Raw genomic sequence first — 18,393 nt, 5'->3', positions numbered from 1 at the left:
TTGCTTAACAATTATGTATTTATTTACAATTTTGTGTGTTGAATGGCTAACGAAAGCAATGGGCAACTTGAGCCGAGAGGAATCGAATTATTTTACATTCATGGGGTATCGACGGTTTGTTTTGTGATTTTAGGAGGCTTTCCAATTCTTGCCGTGGATTTATGTGTGTTGGATGTATAACGAAGCATTATTGATTTTTTGGAATGAAATACCATATAATGCGCGGCGTTATCAAAAATCGCTTAAAAAATAGGTAGAAATAGTGAAGAGTCTCAGGTTAAAAATCGCCTTTGTTGGAACGACAATGCTCATGGCGACCGCTACACACGCAAAAATATCACAATGGTCATTGGGTGTGGCTGCTTCCTACTCTCCTGCCGTTTATAAAGATACGCCGTCAAACCGCGCAGTTATTCCAATGATTGGTTATGAAGGCGAGCACTTTTTCATGCGTGGTTTCAGTGCTGGCTATCGTTTATTTCCTGCGGGTTCACCGCAAAACATCGTTTTTCGAGCGGTGTACGATTCAAGAACATTAAAGCCGGGTGATTCTGATAACGTGGATATTCAAAAATTAGATGAGCGTGAAGCTTCAGTATTGGGTGGCGTAAGCTATCAAGTGATCACTATGGTGGGTATGTTTGAAGCGACGGCGGGGTCGGATTTAGGCTTTAAACACAACGGTATTTACGCAGAAGCGGCATGGCGCCTACCTATTCGCCGAAATGGTTGGGCGATTACTCCATCTATTGGTTACGCTTATAACAGTGAACGCTTGAACAACCACTTGTTTGGTGTGAGCTCGGCAGAAGCGTCGAGAACGAACTTGAATGAGTTCGATGCAGATTGGGACGGGCAGTACTTTATTGGTTTAGGTGGCTACTTACATGTAACGCCGAATGTTCGAGTGACTGGCGGTGTTCGTTACACCAATCTAGAAGGTGATATCGAGAAAAGCCCTATCCTGGAAAGCGGGATCAATATGGCGGCAAACGTTGGTGTTGCTTACGTTTTCTAGTTAAAAAGAAGCGAATACAAAAAAGGGTTACTCATGTGAGTAACCCTTTTTATTTGAAACTTTATAAGCCAAATTAAGGCTTATTTTTTCACACATTAAGCACTGAAGATTTGAGACAGCTCTGTCGCACATAGGTGGTATTGACGAGGGCAGTTGCGCCACGTTGTTAGCATGCGACGGTATTTGTCTAGCATTGGCATTTGGCTATTGAAGTGGTGATCCGCTTTGTCGAATTGAGGGTAAAGACCTTCAGAGTCAACAAGGAAACGCACGTAGTGTACGATTTGCGCTTCAGAAGCGATATCAAAACCTAAGAACTGCAGACGGCGTTGATCAACTTCAGCGCGCTCTTGTTCTGCTAGCATTTTGTTTGACTCTTGCATTGCATGGTACATCTCCATGATGTCGATAATTTCGCGACATTCTGCTTCAGTCAAACAACCAAACTCTTTGTTAAGCTCACGCATTTGGAGTTCGTAACCGCGCTCTACAATCGTTTGTAGGCGTTGATATTTAGCGGAGTTCTCAGGATCCATTTGAGACATTAGGTAGTATTGATTTGATAGAATTAGACGCTGAGCATTGGTCATTTCCATGGGAGGAGCCTCACTAAAAAACTAAATGTTGTATTCTTTTGTTGCAGTAAGAGTAACAGCATTCCTACGAGTGGAAACATGATCTCAACACGGATTTAATATGATTTTTTGAATTGATAAACAAAAGTTGTAAAGAAAAGTGAAAGGATTGTTTGGCTCGAAAAAGAAAACGCCCCAATCGAAATTGAGGCGTTTGAAACAGGCTTGGAAAACCGTCGGTATTAGTATTTTACGTTTGAATGGTACTGACTAAGAACAGCGACAATCTCATCCATTTTTTCTTTACTTGGCGGGTTAACACCATCAAGTGGGTAGTCATGACCCAGCGCTTCCCATTTGTGAGCACCAAGCTTGTGGTATGGAAGCAGTTCTACTTTCTCGATGTTGTCCATGTCTTTAATGAATTCACCAAGAAGATGCGCATCTTCAGCTGTATCTGTGTAGCCAGGAACAATCACATAGCGAATCCAAGTTTTCTTACCGATTTTGTGCAGGTAGCGTGCAAAATCGAGAGTACGTCGGTTTGATACACCAATGAAATCGTGGTGAATCTCGTCTCGCATGTGCTTAAGATCAAGCATCACTAGATCAGAGGCTTCAAGTACTTCATCAACCACTTCTGTGTGCTTACGAATGTAGCCATTAGTATCAAGACAAGTGTGAATGCCTTCAGCTTGAGCTGCACGGAAAAAGTCACGAACAAACTCAGGTTGTAGCATCGCTTCGCCACCTGAACAGGTGATACCACCGCCAGAAGCTTTCATGAAATGACGGTATGATTTTGCTTCGTTGATGATCTCTTCAACCGTTACTTCCTTTCCGTCATGAAGATCCCATGTATCGCGATTGTGGCAGTACATACAGCGCATTAAGCAGCCTTGAAGAAACACAATAAAGCGGATACCAGGGCCATCGACAGTACCACAAGATTCGAATGAGTGAATGCGACCAGTTGTAGACATGAGCTATTCTCGTAGAGGAATTTATACCCTTTATTTTATTACAAAAACGGTACATAAAATAGGGTCAAATGGTAACGAGGTCTTTAAAAACAAGGGCAATCACCTGTGAAGATGATTGCCCTTATAAAACTTGAACATTGAAGGACGAAAGCTCTTACTGGTGGCTAGAAGAAAGCAAACATTGTGATACCGCCAGTGGTGTACACTGACTCTTTTGCTTCTTCGTAATCTGGTGTTTTTGCTGTTAGTGCGAAAGAGGCACCAACGTATCGGTTATACCAAGCGACACCCAATACAGCAGTCGCTTGAATATTCTCTAAAGTCACATCGTAGATAGCGGGATCTTCGTTGTTTTTATGAGCGTACTCATCAACACCTGAGCGATCGCCTTCAATTGTTAGGTCGTTGAATCGGTAACGACCTTCAAGGCCTGCATAGGTAAACCAACCAGCGTTTGATGCGCCGATCATGCCAGGTTTGAATGGGTTTTCTGTGGTGATGTTGGCTGCACCAAAGTTACCGCCCAAGTCCGTACCCCAACGGAACATAAAACCAGTCGAGATATCACTTCTAAAGTTACCCACGTTGATTTCTGAAACGTTAGAGATTTCGTAGTCAGTATTCGCTAGAGCTTGATTACGCATTAAGTTGAAATGGCTTAGGTAACCAACGCTGCCCGCCCACTCATCATCAACTTGATATTCCCAACCCATAGGCTCATCTGATTTTGTGATTGAGTGAACCAGTTTTTGAGCATCTTCAGACAATGCACGTTCGCCTGTTGTACCAAACGTGATGTTAAAACGCTGAGCTTGCTGTGGATTCAAGCTGATGTAGTTGAATTCTGTGTGTAGGTAACCTGCATACGGACGATCATTGGCAGATGGTGTTTCCAACTCAATATCTGAAGGCGTATACATTTTGTGGCCAATCGTGATTTCCCACTTATCTAGAGAGCTTGCGCCCCAGTAAGAAAGGCTCAGTGGTTTTACCCAGTTGTATGGCGTAATACTTGATGATGTGTAACCCAGAAATAAGCCGTTGGTATAGTCTTGGTCGACACCAAAAATACCATCATTATCTAAAGCAAAAGTCAGCGTCGAACGCTCAGATGCTAAAGATGAGAAAGAGAGAAGAATCAGGGGTAAACAACGCAGGTATTTCATGGAGCAGTTACTCTTAAATTATGAACCGCGATATTACCGTAATTTGACAGAATTTGTGGAAAAAAAGTGAATGGCAGGGTGCTTTTTTGCTCAATCTAACACTTCGAGGGATGGGTTAAGCTTGTGCGATTTACAACTGATATAAAAAAGCCCCGCACATTGGCGAGGCTAATATTATTTACTGTCTATTAAGCGGTGAGCTTATAGAGACTCAGTAAATGTACGTGCGATTACGTCAGCTTGTTGCTCTGCAGTTAGAGAGTTAAAGCGAACAGCGTAACCAGATACACGGATTGTTAGCTGAGGGTATTTCTCAGGGTGCTTAACTGCGTCTTCTAGAGTGTCGCGGTTAAGAACGTTAACGTTAAGGTGTTGACCACCTTCAATGCCAGCTTCGTGGTGGAAGTAACCATCCATTAGGCCTGCAAGGTTAGCACGTTGGCTATCAAGTTCTTTACCTAGTGCGTTTGGCACGATAGAGAACGTGTAAGAGATACCATCTTGTGCGTCAGCAAACGGTAGTTTACCTACAGACGTTAGTGAAGCTACAGCACCTTTCTCATCGCGACCGTGCATTGGGTTTGCACCAGGAGCGAAAGGAGCGCCAGCACGACGACCGTCTGGAGTGTTACCAGTTTTCTTACCGTATACAACGTTAGACGTGATAGTAAGAACTGACTGTGTAGGGATAGAGTTACGGTAAGTCTTAAGCTTACGGATCTTGTTCATGAACGTAGAAACTAGTTCACAAGCAATATCATCTACACGAGAGTCGTTGTTACCGTATTTAGGGTAATCGCCTTCGATTTCGAAGTCAGTTGCGATACCGTCTTCGTCACGGATTGGCTTCACTTTAGCAAACTTAATTGCAGACAGTGAGTCAGCAGCAACAGAAAGACCAGCGATACCACAAGCCATAGTACGACGAACGTCACGGTCATGAAGAGCCATTAGAGACGCTTCGTAGCTGTACTTGTCGTGCATGTAGTGAATGCTGTTTAGTGCAGTCACGTATTGCTTAGCTAACCAGTCCATGAATGTGTCTAGGCGACCCATTACGTCATCGTAGTTAAGAACTTCGTCAGTGATCTTGTCTGAAACAGGACCAACTTGCATCTTAAGTTTCTCGTCCACACCGCCGTTGATTGCGTAAAGCATTGTTTTCGCAAGGTTAGCACGAGCACCGAAGAACTGCATTTGCTTACCAACGATCATTGGAGATACACAACAAGCGATAGCGTAATCATCAGACTCTAGGTCAGGACGCATTAGGTCATCATTTTCGTACTGGATAGAAGAAGTATCGATAGATACCTTCGCACAGAAACGCTTGAAGCCGTCAGGTAGTTGCTCAGACCAAAGAACAGTGATGTTTGGCTCTGGAGAAGGACCCATAGTGTATAGAGAGTTTAGGAAACGGAAGTTCGAACGCGTTACTAGCGTACGACCGTCGATACCCATACCACCCATAGACTCTGTTGCCCAGATTGGGTCGCCAGAGAACAGCTCATCGTACTCAGGAGTACGTAGGAAACGAACCATACGCAGCTTCATTACGAAGTGGTCGATCATTTCTTGTGCTTGTTCTTCAGTGATCTTGCCAGCAGCGATATCACGCTCGATGTAGATGTCTAGGAAGCTCGAAGTACGGCCTAGAGACATTGCAGCACCGTTTTGAGACTTAACAGCAGCTAGGTAGCCGAAGTAAGTCCACTGGATAGCTTCTTGAGCAGTTTGAGCTGGCTCAGAGATATCGAACCCGTATTTCTCAGCCATTTGCTTGATTTGACCTAGAGCACGGTGTTGCTCAGAGATCTCTTCACGCAGTTGCATTGTTTCTGCTAGGTTTTCACCGTTTTCGAATTGCTCTTGAAGAGAAGCAAATTGAGCTTGCTTGTCTTTCATTAGGAAATCAATACCGTAAAGTGCAACACGACGGTAGTCACCAATGATACGACCACGGCCGTAAGCATCAGGAAGACCAGTCAGAACACCAGACTTACGACATTTTAGGATATCAGGAGTGTAGATATCGAAAACGCCAGCATTGTGTGTTTTGCGGTATTCTGAGTAGATTTTTGAAACCATTGGGTCAAGAGTTTCACCGTATGCTTTACAAGAACCTTCAACCATACGTACACCACCGTTAGGGATGATTGCACGTTTTAGTGGCTTCTCAGTTTGTAGACCAACGATAGTCTCAAGATCTTTCTCAATGTAACCTGCATCGTGAGCAGTAATGGTAGAGATAACAGAAGTATCGAAATCTACAGGTGCTTTAGTTGCGTTTTCCTGTTTGATACCTTCCATTACCGAAGACCAAAGCTTGTTAGTTGCTTCAGTACCCTCAGAAACTAGGAAAGACTCGTCGCCTTCATACGGCGTGTAGTTCTTTTGAATGAAATCACGAACGTTTACTTCGCTTTGCCACTCACCTGCAGCAAAATCTTCCCAAGCTTTAGCAAATTGCTCTGCCATGACATACCTACCTTTTTAGTAGAAAAAATACGTACATTAACACTGTTGAGCCAGCGCCCCTCGTAAGGGTAGTACACTCTTATTAATAACAATATATATGAGCATATAAGCGTCATATGGTTATATATATTGTCACTACTTTTTATATGTTGTCTTTACTCTATGAATTCAAGACTACGCTAAAAAATTCCTGCAAACCTTAAACTAAATCAATAAATGCCAAAAAAAGTTGAAAAAATTTGAGTGACAGGGGTTGCCACCCAAACTTTTTTTTAATCCGATTACTACTTTTGTGTAGTAAGGACCATTATAGCCAAGCTTTTAGACCATATTGGCTTTCTAGCATACCAACTGCAAGCATTGCTACTAGACAGATAACTAAAACACCAACTGGGATAACAATCTTGTCTACAAATGATAGACGCTTCGCACGCTCTTTATCACCAATCAGGCCGTTGTTATCAAGAAGCATAGTCAGTGCCCATGCTAGTACTGGGTTAACAACCGCAGAACCGAAGATACAGATACCAGCCGCTTGAGAATCTTTTGAATCCTTAACCATTTGCATACCCGCTTCAAGTAGAGGTAGAGATACACCTACAAGTAGCGCGACACGCATCACTGGTGGCCATACCGCAACGTCCATTGGGAAGCCAAGAATCGCAACAATAATACATAGAGAACCAAGCAAGATTGCGCCGCCAGGAATTGGACGTTTCGCGATAGCTGCTGGGATCATGTAAGTACCCCAAGAAGATGTGATGTTACCACCACCAACCGCAGTACCCACCATTTGACGAACTGAACACATAGTCATTGTGTCATCTACATCCATAAGTACTTTTTCAGACTTTTTAGGGTAGTTCAGTTCTTGGAAGATACGGTGACCTAGGAAGTCAGGTGACCACATCGCTACTGCAAGAATTGCGAATGGTAGAGAAGCGATGAAGTGTTCAACGTTTGGCAAGCCAAGCATCCAACCTTCAGAAGTAGAACCCCACCAGTAAACTGGGTTTAGGTTTGGAATACCCATTTCAGTTTCGAACACGATATCGAAACCTGCACCTAGTGCTAATGCAATAGCAAGACCTGTGAATGCACACACTGGGATAGCCAACCAACGCTTGTTTACTTTTGCTAAGAAAGCGTAGATAGCAATAGTAATAGCAAGAACAATTAAACCAACGTAACCCATACTGCCCGCTTCAACAGTAGAAGATTGAAGACCAACCGCCCATGTTTGAATTGAGTTAATTTGGCTCATGGTGCCCGTTAGGCCTAAGAAAATGAGCAAGCCACCAGCGGTACCTTCCGAAGTTAGGTTAACCAGCTTGGAGCCGCCTTTCAGGAAACTTAGGATTAGACCGAAAACACCAATAAGAATTGCCAATGCAAGAGGGTGAGCACCAGCTAAAGCAATGGTACCAATAAGAGGAATCATTGGGCCGTGGTTACCGGCAAGGTTTGCTTTAGGGTTAAAGAAACCAGAAGCAAGGATACAGAACAGCAGTGCAGGGATAAGCATTTCTACACGAGCGACTTCAATCGCAAACTCTTTACCTAAGTTTACGTGATCCCAAGCTTGAGTTAGGCCATCAGCCCAAGACATCATTACTGCTGAGTACATCGCGATGATACCAATGGTACCAGCAAGTGCAGGAACAAGGTCTTCAAGTTCAAAGCGGAAGTCACGACCAGGAAGGTTTAAACCGAAGCGGCGAGGCTTCATGATTTGAAGCTCATGATCTAGATAATCTGAGCGGCTCTCAAATTCAGAAGCAGGGCGGTGTAGCTCTTTATAGCTTTTCTCTTCTACTTCAGAGTTCGCATTGTTCACAACGTCTGACATAGATTCCTCATATTTTTATGTTAGTAATTCTAAAATTGAATTCTATAAGTTCGCGTAATTGCGTAATTGCGTTATTTCTTAGTTATAACTCATTAACATTATGTTGCACGGTCTTGATGTGCTTTATGCAGCTAAGTTAAAAGAAATGTTTGGCATTTTTAATGCCTTATTCTTTGCTGAGGAGTCTAACAAGCTTACCCTTTAGGGTGATTGATCTTGATCACTTTATGAGTGTATGTGAAAGAAAGCTACAAAACGCAGCGATTCATTAACTTTCCATTGATGAATCGTGTAATTAGTTTTCACAAACTGACGTTTTCTTATCTTCTCCGAGCCTTTACCGCTATGGCATTGGCTGAATGCTTTATGTTTACTGAGTTATCTCACTATTACTCGCTTGCCCCACGCTCTGAGTAAAATACTTACAATGTAATAACCTTAAAATAATTGTGCATTATGGTGAGGGTAGTGTGCTGAATGTTCGCGCTATATTTTGTGGGTCGCGATGTTTCTAAGTTCACAAAACCTGTTTTTCTTGTGAGACATCAAGCTACGAGAATCTCATTTTGGTTAACTTTATTTAAACAATGTAAGGGGTGTAATTACAGCTTATTGATAGAACTCATTCATTAAATTGAGGCGAAAACGCTACCTTTTGCATAATAAGTCAGAGTGAATCGCTATTTATTCCAATTTATTAGGTTAATAATTTGTTGCATGTTTTTTCGTGTGGTGCTAGTTTGTATCGCATGAAAAGGTCGGAGTACCTTGCATTTTCACAAACTTGGGAGAGAAAGCGCATGAAAGATGTACCAGCGCTGGACATAAAGGATCTACACAAAACGTTTGGTCAAAATGAAGTTTTAAAAGGAATTTCACTTTCTGCGCATAAAGGCGATGTTGTATCGATTATCGGATCTTCAGGGTCGGGTAAAAGTACTTTCCTTAGATGTATCAACCTTTTAGAGACACCAACCGCAGGCGAGATTTGGGTTAATGGCGAATTAATTCAAATGAAAAACAACCGCCAAGGTGTATCTGTTCCTGCTAATGAAAAACAAGTACAGCGAATCCGTTCTCGCTTAGCGATGGTTTTTCAAGGCTTCAATCTTTGGTCTCACCTGACCGTTCTCGAAAATGTTATCGAAGCGCCTGTTCACGTCTTAGGTGTACCTAAAGCTCAAGCGATTGAAAATGCAGAACTACTACTTAAAAAAGTAGGCCTGTATGAGCGTAAAGATTACTACCCAGGTCATTTATCAGGTGGACAACAACAACGTGCGGCAATTGCTCGAGCGTTAGCGGTTGATCCTGAGGTGATGCTGTTTGATGAACCAACATCGGCACTTGACCCTGAGTTAGTAGGGGAAGTACTTGGTGTAATGCGTGATCTAGCAGAAGAAGGAAGAACCATGCTTGTGGTAACACATGAAATGGCTTTTGCTCGTGACGTATCAAACCATGTGATGTTCCTGCATCAAGGCTTAGTGGAAGAACAGGGCGATCCAGCTAAACTGTTTACTGAGCCTGAATCTGAGCGATTACAACAATTTATCTCATCGATTTACTAATCAGAATTGAAATGCTGTTGCTAAGGTAAATGGCGACAGTGTTAACAATGAAACACAACAAGTAAGTTAATAAGTAACAACAAACACAATATTAAAATTAGCAAAACATAAAAACCTAAATCACAGGAGTAGGGATATGAAAAAGTGGTTATTAGTCGCGGCACTTGCTGCAACTGCTGCAACGGGCGTAGCTCAAGCAAAAGAATGGAAAACAGTACGTTTCGGTATTGAAGGTGCTTACCCTCCATTTAGCTGGACAGAAGCTGACGGTTCACTAAAAGGCTTCGATGTCGATATGGCTAACGCACTTTGTACTGAAATGCAGGTGAAGTGTAAGATCGTTGCACAAGACTGGGATGGCATTATCCCTTCTCTACTTGCTCGTAAATATGATGCGATCATCGCGGCAATGTCTATCACGGAAGAGCGTAAGAAAAAGATCGATTTCACTGGCAAATACGCACTTATCCCAAACAAGTTCATTGCTAAAAAAGGTGCAGGTCTTAACTTCGATGATCTAAGCGGTCAAAAAATTGCGGTTCAACGTGCAACAACTCACGATAAATATCTAACAGACAACTATGGTGACACAGTAGAAATCGTTCGTTACGGTTCATTCGATGAAGCTTATCTTGATCTAGCTAACGGTCGTGTTGCTGCTGTACTGGGTGATGCATCTGCTCTAGAAGAAGGCGTACTAAACAAAGCTGGTGGTGAAGCTTACGAGTTTGTTGGTCCATCACTAACAGATCCTAAGTGGTTCGGTGAAGGTTTTGGTATTGCTCTACGTAAGCAAGACAAAGATCTGACTAAGCAATTAGATGCTGCAATTCTTTCACTACGTGAGAAAGGCATCTACCAAGATATCGCTGCTAAATACTTCAACTACGACGTATACGGTCAGTAATTTCTAGCGTCACTTCTTAAGGGAGAGGTTCTCCTCTCCCTGTCTTACCAACTTTTTCGCAGTTCTGTTGGAATTCATTATGTTTGATTTACAAGGATATGAAGCTTCGATCCTGAAAGGGGCGGTGCTTACAATCGAAGTTGCCTTGCTGTCGCTAATTTTAGCTATGGTTCTTGGTATGCTAGGTGCCTTAGCAAAACTAGCGCCTTATCGCTGGGCTCGTGCTATTGCAACCCTCTATACAACTGTTATTCGAGGCATTCCTGATCTCGTCTTGATGATGCTGATTTTCTTTGGTGGACAAATCCTTTTAAACAACAGTTTGTATTCCATCAATGAGTGGCTCAATGAGTGGTTCACCTCAAGTGATCCTAACCACGAATGGACCTCTTACTTACCAGATTATATTGATGTCAGCCCATTCATTGCTGGTGTCTTAACCATTGGCTTCATCTTTGGCGCTTACATGGCTGAAACCTTCCGTGGTGCAATCATGGCTGTTGATAGCGGTGAAATGGAAGCCGCAAAGGCCTATGGCATGGGACCCGTTTTAGCGTTTCGTCGTATTCTATTACCGCAAATGATTCGTCACGCACTGCCGGGCTTTGGTAATAACTGGTTGGTTCTGCTTAAGACGACTGCGTTGGTTTCGATTATCGGCCTAGAAGACATGGTCCGCGTTAGCGCATTAGCGGCAGGTTCAACCAAAATGCCATTTACCTTCTACATGACGGTGGCGCTGATCTTCTTATTCTTCACCAGTGTTTCGACAGGCTTACTAAAGTTGGTTGAACGTAAATTCAGTATCCACGCGAGGTAGTTATGGACTTTTCATTGATAATTGAAAGCCTGCCGATTTACCTTGGTGGTTTATGGACAACGGCTTGGATGGTTTGTGTCGCTTTGGTCATTGGCTTATTCGTAGCCATACCGTTAGCTATCGCTCGTAACAGTCCAAATATGATGATTAATGCTCCAGCTTGGTCGTTCATCTATTTCTTCCGTGGCACACCATTATTGGTTCAGTTGTACCTGATTTACTACGGTATGGATCAGTTTTTCCCAGTGAAAGACACATTGTGGGAAAACGCATGGTTCTGTGCTTTAGTGGCATTCATTCTTAACACGTCAGCTTATACTGCAGAGATCATTCGTGGTGCGATCAACGGGTTACCGAAAGGTGAAGTGGAAGCTGCAAAAGCATACGGCATGAGTACACCGAAGACTTACCGTCGTATCATTTTACCAAGTGCTTTACGTCGCGCACTGCCAGCTTACAGTAATGAAGTCATTTTCATGCTTCACGGCTCTGCGGTAGCAGGTATCGTAACCATTATGGATCTAACTGGTGCAGCTCGTTTGGTTAACTCACGTTATTACGCTCCATTTGAATCTTTCCTAACGGCAGGTCTGTTTTACATGGCGCTCACGTTTATCATCATCGCGATTTTCAAATTCGCAGAGAAACGTTTCCTTGCTTACCTAAGGCCTCTTAGTTAATCGCACCCTGTACAAATCATATTAATAAAACGGCGCTTCTATAGCGCCGTTTTTTGTATCGAAAAGGTAACACAGTCATGGTTTGGGCAGAGACTCGTCAATACTAACTATAGATTTTTAAAAACAGTTAACTTGCTTCAAATTGCGTTCACGCATTCATTAGAATAATTGCTTTAGACTTAACTATAGATAGACTCGGAAAGATTTTGTTGTTGTACGGAATAATGATGAAAAAGAGTAACTTACTAGCGAACTTGGTTCTTTGTGTTATCACGTTATCACTTTTAGGGTGCGGAGGTGGTAGTGGCGGTGAAAGTGCCCAAACTGGTTCTGGAGGTTCTGGAGGTTCTGGAGGTTCTGGAGGTTCTGGAGGTTCTGGAGGTTCTGGAGGTAATGACGGTGATGGAAGCGGTGAGCCAGATATAAACCCAATTCCGCAAACCGCAGTTCAAAAAGCCTTGTCGACTGGTAATGCTTCTTATGTTGATAATTCCTTGGAGTTTATTGAGGCAAGCCAAGCATTAGTTGCTCAATACAACGAGGACTACAATCATATTAAGCAAGCTTTATCCCAAAACTCTGAAGGGGAACCTCTACGTAATCTTCATTGGGATCCAACGCATGACACGGCAATCATCTTACCTACCTATGGCTTTAACGATGTCATCTTAAAAACCAATAAAGCGATGCAAGATGGCTATGCCAACCAAGAGCTTGTCATTGGTATTGCGGGTTATACGTCAGACGACAACCGCTATGCAGCATTAGCAAGTAACCCGTTTCGAACTAAGCAGCGCTTTCCTGATTCTGTCAACGAAGAGATGGATACTTGGTTGAAGAACTTAGTTAGGTGGACTTCTAGTACTGACTCGCCACAAAATGTTGTGTTAGCTCAGCTTGATCAGTCTCATTATTTTCCTGATGATCAAGCGACACGAAACTGGTTAACCGACAATGTTAATGCTTCTATGGTTATCAACGCTGACAATACTTGTGATGGTAGTAAATTAAGTCAATGTATTGAAGCCAATAACCCTGACTTGCTAGTTTTGTCTCAAAAGTTAAATGATGGTGATGACATTGAAGATGTGATTTCAGGGTTACGTTTGGCGTTCACCAAAAATATTCCAGTGTTATATCTACATCTTGATGGCGGTATGACGGACTTAGGTAATGCCTTGTTTGCTGAAATGAACATGACTTACGTTGGTGATAACTATTGGCGCAAACTCGGCCTGTCTAATTGGGATTCTACACAGCTTATTAATCAGGTTCCGGATAACATTTTTCAACAACAAGCACTTTTACAGAGATTGAAAGACGACAGTTTTACTGTTGACCTGAATACTTGTGATGACAAATCTTGCCCTGATGAATCCAATATGGATGAAGAGTTCTATATTGCCGCAAACAGTATTCGTTCCCATCTAACATCGCTTGATAGTAAGAAAGTGGATCTGTTTACAACGGATGATTACGAATATGAAAAGCTGTTACTGCTACTTGCTGATCATTATCGTCAAGATGTTCAGTACCCATTGGGTAAGGGCGTGACAGAGAGAATTGATTTTCTTCGCTCTTATTACAGTGATTACGCGGTATACAACAGTCGCGTGTATAATGCGGCGCAACCAAGTCTAGGTAATTTCAGTACCAAGAGTTTTGAGAACGTTCCGCTCGTCACCAAAACCATTGCCTTGGAGTCTAAAAGAAACTTCCGATCCGCTGGTGTATATGCCTTGCCGGGTAAGACAATTAAGGTGACTCGCTTAGATAGTAACGAAGTGTCTACGTCTATCGCATTTAATACATTGCGTAGCGGCGCAACACACGAGTTTTCAGGCAATGACGGTTACGCTCGGCCGAAATTTTTAACCTCGGTAACTTATCCAGTGAAACCGGGAGAGACGATTTATCTCACGTCAGCCTATGGTGGAACATTACAGGTTCATTTTGATACCAATGATATTGATGTGGAGCTGCGTTTTGAAAATGTCGCGCAACACCCCGTTTGGCGCAGTGAGGCAGACAACGACAGTTTTGTTGCACAGCTTGAGGAAGGAAACTTTGATTGGGCCGAACTGATTACTCCGGGATTTGAAGTTCACTCAAAGCTAGAAAAAATGCAGGATTCAGTAAGCCCTGCGCGATGGGATAAGCCACAAGATATGGCATTAGCAACAGAGCGTTACGTTCATAACTTACCTCATGCGCTTGCTGGTTTTGAAGGCCCTGGAATTGATGTCATTGATGAAATTCAGCAATACGCAAAAAATCAGGGTTGGCAGGTTGAAACCATTGATATTGTGAAGCATATGAACGCCGACCAAGCGAACTGTGGTTACGGTTGTTCAGGAAACCCTTACGATGCTTATTGGTCTTTTGATCCTCTAGGGCATGGTGATTTACATGAATTAGGGCATGGGCTTGAGAAGAGTCGCTTTCGTTTCTCTGGTTGGGAAGGTCACTCTACGACGAACTACTACTCCTATTACAGTAAGTCTCGTTATTACCAAGAGACGGGAAAGGTATCTGCTTGCCAAGGTTTAGACTTCAAAGGTCAATTCGAAATACTTAAACAGAGTCGTTTGGAAATCGACCCGAATGCTTATATGGCTACTCAGAACCAAGCGAATTGGAGTTGGGGTGCACGAATTTATATTCAGATGATGATGTTGTCGCAAGAGCAGGGGATTTTGACAACGGGTTGGCACTTACTGGGACGTTTGCATACGATAGAGCGAGAGTTTAATCGTTTGACAAAATCAGAAGAACTATGGAGTGCAAATCGAGGCTCAATCGGTTTCTCTGATTACACTTTAGAAGAGGCAAAAGCTATTTCTAGTGATGATTGGCAATTGATCGCGATGAGCTATGTCACTCAACGAGATATGCGAGCGTACTTGGATATGTGGGGCTTTAGCTTTGAGAATAAGGCGAAACAGCAAGTTGAAAGCTTGAATTTAACGACTATGCCTCTCAAGTATTTTGCATCTGAGAATACTGGCTATTGCTTGGATGACTTTGCGAAGTATCCAGTGGATGTGGATGGAAGTGCTGTTTGGCCACTTTAATGGATCAATATCACCTATATGATTAACCGATAAAAGATCGATACAAAAAAGGAGAGATGGTAATCCCAACTCTCCTTTCTTTTTTAAGTAGTTAAACAAAAAAACGAGTTAATTACTTAAACGTCGACCAAATTGGCGCGTGATCAGACGGTTTTTCAATGCCGCGTAGCTCATAGTCAATGCCAGCTTCAGTACACTTATCAGCAAGTTTCTGAGTTGCTAGTACCACGTCAATACGCAGGCCGCGGTTATCCACGAAACCTTTCGAGCGGTAATCAAACCACGAGTATTGATCGTTTACTTCAGGGTGTAGCAAACGGAAACTGTCCACAAAACCCCAATCCATCAGAGTTTTTAGCCATTCACGTTCTTCTGGTTGGAAAGAACACTTACCGGTTTTCAACCAACGTTTCGCATTAGGTTCACCAATACCGATGTCAGCATCAATTGGGCTGATATTAATGTCGCCCATTACGATCACTTGTTCATCTTTATTGTGGTAATCGTTTAGGTAAGTAATCAAGTCTTTGTAGAACTCACGCTTGTACGGGTATTTGGTTTCATGCTTGATGTTATCCCCTTGAGGGAAGTAACCATTTAGTACTGTAACCTTTTCACCGTTTTCATCTTCAAACGTCGCCATGATCATACGCTTTTGATGGTCTTCATTGTCGGTTGGAAAACCTTTCTGAACAGAGATTGGCTCTTGCTTACACAACATAGCCACACCGTAGTGTGCTTTTTGGCCGTGAAAGTAAACCTTGTAGCCCATTGCTTCAACATCAGCAATAGGGAAGGCTTCATCGTGTACTTTTATCTCTTGCAGACCAATTACGTCCGGTTGGTGTTTATCGATAACAGCTTGCAGTTGATGAAGGCGGGCTCTTAGGCCGTTGATGTTGAAGCTAATTACTTTCATTTGTTTTTATACCTCTCGTAAACCTTTGTCACTGCGAGTTTTCAAAGATCTTTTGATTTGGTGGATTTCATGGTTCATCGTATTTAACCATGCTTAATAATTTCTGTCGCCATTTTGTCGAGACTAAATGGCGACGTTAAATTGTGTGAATACCTACAGTTACGCTGAGTCTACTGAGTTTTTAGTAAGTCTAAAAAGAAGGCGTATTCAAGAGCATCTTCTTTTAATCGCTTAAATCGACCAGAAGCGCCACCGTGACCGGCTTCCATGTCGGTTTTGAACACCAGTACATTGTTATCTGTTTTCATTTCACGCAGTTTCGCTACCCACTTCATTGGCTCAAAGTATTGCACTTGTGAATCATGTAGGCCTGTTGTCACCAACATGTTCGGGTAGTTTTGTATCTGAATGTTGTCGTACGGTGAGTAACTCAGCATGTAGTCATAGTAGGTTTTATTGTTAGGGTTGCCCCATTCATCGTACTCGTTAGTCGTAAGAGGAATCGACTCATCAAGCATGGTTGTGACTACATCAACAAACGGAACATGTGCTCCGATGCCTCGATATAATTCAGGCGCTTGGTTGATGATTGCTCCCATTAATAAACCGCCGGCTGAACCGCCTACCGCAAATACTTTGTCTTTAGCGCCATAACCTTCTTCAACTAGGCCTTTAGTTACATCGATAAAGTCATTGAACGTGTTTTGCTTGGTCAGCTTTTTGCCGTCTTCATACCAAGGTCGCCCCAGCATTTCTGAACCGCGGATGTGAGCGATTGCAAAAACGAAGCCTCTATCAAGCAGGCTGAGACGAGTCGAGCTGAAGGTCGGTTCAATGGTTGAACCGTAAGATCCGTAGCCGTATTGGTAAATTGGGTTAGTGCCGTCTTTCTTGAATAAATCTTTGCGATACACCAAAGAGACTGGTATTTGCTTGCCATCGCGAGCCGTAACCATGATTCGCTCTGATTGATAGTTATCCGCTTCGAAATCACCTAATACTGGTGTTTGCTTCTTGATTTCAGACTCACCCGTACTTAGGTCAAAATCATAGTAAGTTCCTGGCGTAGTCAAGCTGCTGTAATAGATTCGAACTTTTGAGTTATCTAATTCATAGTTACTTGTTAGGTAAGCAGCGAAAGCGGTGTCGTTAAATTCAAGTGGGAACTCTTTGCCTGTTGAGAGTTGGCGAACTGTGACTGTAGACAAGCCATCTGCACGTTGCTCGTAAACAAGATGGTCATCAAACAACTCGAAATCAACAAGCTGAGTGTTATCGTCTGCAGCAATGACATCGACCCATTTTGAGCGGTCATGCATGTCTTCAGCTGCGACTTTTATTAAACGAAAGTTGACCGCTTGGTAGTTGGTGTAGATGTAATACCAATCACCCAGTTTAGCGATGCTGTACTCAATTCCAGTCTCTTTTGGGTAGAAAGCTTCGGCTTTAGCCTGTGGATTGTTGGCATCAATGACTGAAACACCACTGGTTTCTGTGCTCGAGTGCCAAATGTAGACCTCTTCACCATCTTTGCTTTTGCTCAATGAGGTGTAGTAAGCGCTGTCGGTTTCTTCGTAGATTAACTCATCGCTAGTTTGAGGTGTGCCTAAAATGTGGCGGTAAACTTGGTAACCCAGCAGTGTTTGCGGATCTTTCTTGATGTAGTAAAAGGCTTGGTTATCGTTTTGCCACGCAATAGCACTCGAAGCACCTTCAATTTCGTCGTTTAGGTATTCACCAGTGGTGAGATCTTTAATCTTGATGGTGTAAATGCGGCGACTCAGCGTATCTTCACCATAGGCCAACAAGTTTTCGTCTGGGCTGATCGTTAAGCCACCAATACTGAAGAATTCATGTTCTTTTGCTAGTTCATTAACGTCTAAGATGACTTGCTTGTCTGTGCCTAAAAAGTCTTTTTCACGCAAGTGAACCGGGTATTCGTTGTCACCAGTGACTTTATTTGAGTAGTAGTAACTGCCTTTGCGCACTGGTACTGAATTGTCGTCTTTCGCGATTCGGCCTTTGATCTCTTCAAATAACTGTTTTTGTGTTGATTCCGTATGCTCCAGCACGGTCTCTGCGTACTGGTTTTCTTGCTCAAGATGCTGCAAGATCTCTGGATCTTGGCGTTCATCATCACGCATCCAGTAGTAATTATCGATTCGAGTATCACCATGAATCGTCATTGCATGAGGGACTTTCTTAGCAACAGGAGCTTGTGTCTGCTGAGCGACGAGTTGCGATGGAGAGTAGTGTTTCATGGTTGTTATTCCTTGATTGCTGCATCCGGCGACAAGCGCGACCGATACGGCTAATGTGGTTAAAGCGAAACGCATCTGTATATCCTTAGTGT

At 42.9% G+C, this 18,393-nt stretch carries 13 protein-coding genes; 6 read left to right on the top strand and 7 right to left on the bottom strand.

The genetic code is table 11. The features are described 5' to 3' along the window. Nucleotides 1-304 precede the first annotated feature (304 nt). Entirely contained in the window at nt 305-1,018 is a 714-nt protein-coding gene (locus tag OC193_RS10535) for a MipA/OmpV family protein (protein WP_132957276.1), read from the top strand. 95 nt (nt 1,019-1,113) lie between these two features. On the opposite strand, the gene OC193_RS10530 is transcribed toward OC193_RS10535, so the two are convergent. The 5 genes from OC193_RS10530 to OC193_RS10510 form a co-directional block, all read right to left on the bottom strand. After that, nucleotides 1,114-1,614: a YfbU family protein gene (locus tag OC193_RS10530; protein ID WP_017631241.1), complete on the bottom strand. Its 501-nt coding sequence runs from the start codon at nt 1,612-1,614 to the stop codon at nt 1,114-1,116. Between the two features lie 221 nt (nt 1,615-1,835). Further along, a complete protein-coding gene (pflA, locus tag OC193_RS10525) occupies nt 1,836-2,576 on the bottom strand; it encodes a pyruvate formate lyase 1-activating protein (protein ID WP_017631242.1) in 741 nt (246 codons plus the stop codon). Nucleotides 2,577-2,740: 164 nt separating this feature from the next. Continuing rightward, nucleotides 2,741-3,742, bottom strand: coding sequence for a lipid A deacylase LpxR family protein (locus OC193_RS10520; RefSeq protein WP_048664664.1), 1,002 nt, complete (start codon nt 3,740-3,742; stop codon nt 2,741-2,743). A 201-nt stretch (nt 3,743-3,943) separates the two neighbouring features. Next, complete coding sequence (gene pflB / locus OC193_RS10515; RefSeq protein WP_048659694.1) at nt 3,944-6,220, bottom strand: formate C-acetyltransferase; 2,277 nt, start codon at nt 6,218-6,220, stop codon at nt 3,944-3,946. 307 nt (nt 6,221-6,527) lie between these two features. Next, the gene (locus tag OC193_RS10510; protein ID WP_048664665.1) at nt 6,528-8,069 is read right to left on the bottom strand and encodes a DUF3360 family protein; all 1,542 of its coding nucleotides are present in this window, start codon (nt 8,067-8,069) and stop codon (nt 6,528-6,530) included. 800 nt (nt 8,070-8,869) lie between these two features. Between OC193_RS10510 and OC193_RS10505 the strand changes: the two genes are divergently transcribed. The 5 genes from OC193_RS10505 to OC193_RS10485 all read left to right on the top strand — a co-directional run bounded on the left by OC193_RS10505 (nt 8,870) and on the right by OC193_RS10485 (nt 15,121). Then, nucleotides 8,870-9,640: an ABC transporter ATP-binding protein gene (locus OC193_RS10505; protein WP_004736532.1), complete on the top strand. Its 771-nt coding sequence runs from the start codon at nt 8,870-8,872 to the stop codon at nt 9,638-9,640. Nucleotides 9,641-9,776: 136 nt separating this feature from the next. Beyond that, a complete protein-coding gene (locus OC193_RS10500; RefSeq protein WP_048659693.1) occupies nt 9,777-10,547 on the top strand; it encodes an ABC transporter substrate-binding protein in 771 nt (256 codons plus the stop codon). 79 nt (nt 10,548-10,626) lie between these two features. Further along, nucleotides 10,627-11,367 carry an ABC transporter permease gene (locus tag OC193_RS10495; RefSeq protein WP_048659692.1) on the top strand — a complete coding sequence of 247 codons (741 nt, stop codon included), beginning with the start codon at nt 10,627-10,629 and terminating at the stop codon, nt 11,365-11,367. Between the two features lie 2 nt (nt 11,368-11,369). Then, the gene (locus tag OC193_RS10490; RefSeq protein WP_048664666.1) at nt 11,370-12,047 is read left to right on the top strand and encodes an ABC transporter permease; all 678 of its coding nucleotides are present in this window, start codon (nt 11,370-11,372) and stop codon (nt 12,045-12,047) included. A gap of 227 nt (nt 12,048-12,274) precedes the next feature. Continuing rightward, the gene (locus OC193_RS10485) at nt 12,275-15,121 is read left to right on the top strand and encodes an ImpA family metalloprotease (protein ID WP_048666458.1); all 2,847 of its coding nucleotides are present in this window, start codon (nt 12,275-12,277) and stop codon (nt 15,119-15,121) included. 112 nt (nt 15,122-15,233) lie between these two features. On the opposite strand, the gene xthA is transcribed toward OC193_RS10485, so the two are convergent. Both xthA and OC193_RS10475 read right to left on the bottom strand, forming a co-directional pair. Continuing rightward, nucleotides 15,234-16,040, bottom strand: a complete 807-nt coding sequence (gene xthA / locus OC193_RS10480) for an exodeoxyribonuclease III (RefSeq protein WP_048664668.1) — start codon at nt 16,038-16,040, stop codon at nt 15,234-15,236. Between the two features lie 170 nt (nt 16,041-16,210). After that, nucleotides 16,211-18,301 carry a S9 family peptidase gene (locus OC193_RS10475; RefSeq protein ID WP_048664669.1) on the bottom strand — a complete coding sequence of 697 codons (2,091 nt, stop codon included), beginning with the start codon at nt 18,299-18,301 and terminating at the stop codon, nt 16,211-16,213. Nucleotides 18,302-18,393: the final 92 nt, after the last annotated feature.

It is taken from the genome of Vibrio crassostreae, from assembly GCF_024347415.1.
Classification (GTDB): Bacteria; Pseudomonadota; Gammaproteobacteria; order Enterobacterales; family Vibrionaceae; genus Vibrio; species Vibrio crassostreae.
Note: the sequence above shows the minus strand (reverse complement) of the source record. Positions and strands in the feature narration are given on the sequence as shown.

What these genes read in the sequence shown, in the direction of transcription:
- OC193_RS10535 (WP_132957276.1), top strand. Translation starts at nt 305, where the DNA reads ATGCTCATGGCGACCGCTACACACGCAAAAATATCACAATGGTCATTG.
- OC193_RS10530 (WP_017631241.1), bottom strand. Translation starts at nt 1,614, where the DNA reads ATGGAAATGACCAATGCTCAGCGTCTAATTCTATCAAATCAATACTAC.
- pflA (WP_017631242.1), bottom strand. Translation starts at nt 2,576, where the DNA reads ATGTCTACAACTGGTCGCATTCACTCATTCGAATCTTGTGGTACTGTC.
- OC193_RS10520 (WP_048664664.1), bottom strand. Translation starts at nt 3,742, where the DNA reads ATGAAATACCTGCGTTGTTTACCCCTGATTCTTCTCTCTTTCTCATCT.
- pflB (WP_048659694.1), bottom strand. Translation starts at nt 6,220, where the DNA reads ATGGCAGAGCAATTTGCTAAAGCTTGGGAAGATTTTGCTGCAGGTGAG.
- OC193_RS10510 (WP_048664665.1), bottom strand. Translation starts at nt 8,069, where the DNA reads ATGTCAGACGTTGTGAACAATGCGAACTCTGAAGTAGAAGAGAAAAGC.
- OC193_RS10505 (WP_004736532.1), top strand. Translation starts at nt 8,870, where the DNA reads ATGAAAGATGTACCAGCGCTGGACATAAAGGATCTACACAAAACGTTT.
- OC193_RS10500 (WP_048659693.1), top strand. Translation starts at nt 9,777, where the DNA reads ATGAAAAAGTGGTTATTAGTCGCGGCACTTGCTGCAACTGCTGCAACG.
- OC193_RS10495 (WP_048659692.1), top strand. Translation starts at nt 10,627, where the DNA reads ATGTTTGATTTACAAGGATATGAAGCTTCGATCCTGAAAGGGGCGGTG.
- OC193_RS10490 (WP_048664666.1), top strand. Translation starts at nt 11,370, where the DNA reads ATGGACTTTTCATTGATAATTGAAAGCCTGCCGATTTACCTTGGTGGT.
- OC193_RS10485 (WP_048666458.1), top strand. Translation starts at nt 12,275, where the DNA reads ATGAAAAAGAGTAACTTACTAGCGAACTTGGTTCTTTGTGTTATCACG.
- xthA (WP_048664668.1), bottom strand. Translation starts at nt 16,040, where the DNA reads ATGAAAGTAATTAGCTTCAACATCAACGGCCTAAGAGCCCGCCTTCAT.
- OC193_RS10475 (WP_048664669.1), bottom strand. Translation starts at nt 18,301, where the DNA reads ATGAAACACTACTCTCCATCGCAACTCGTCGCTCAGCAGACACAAGCT.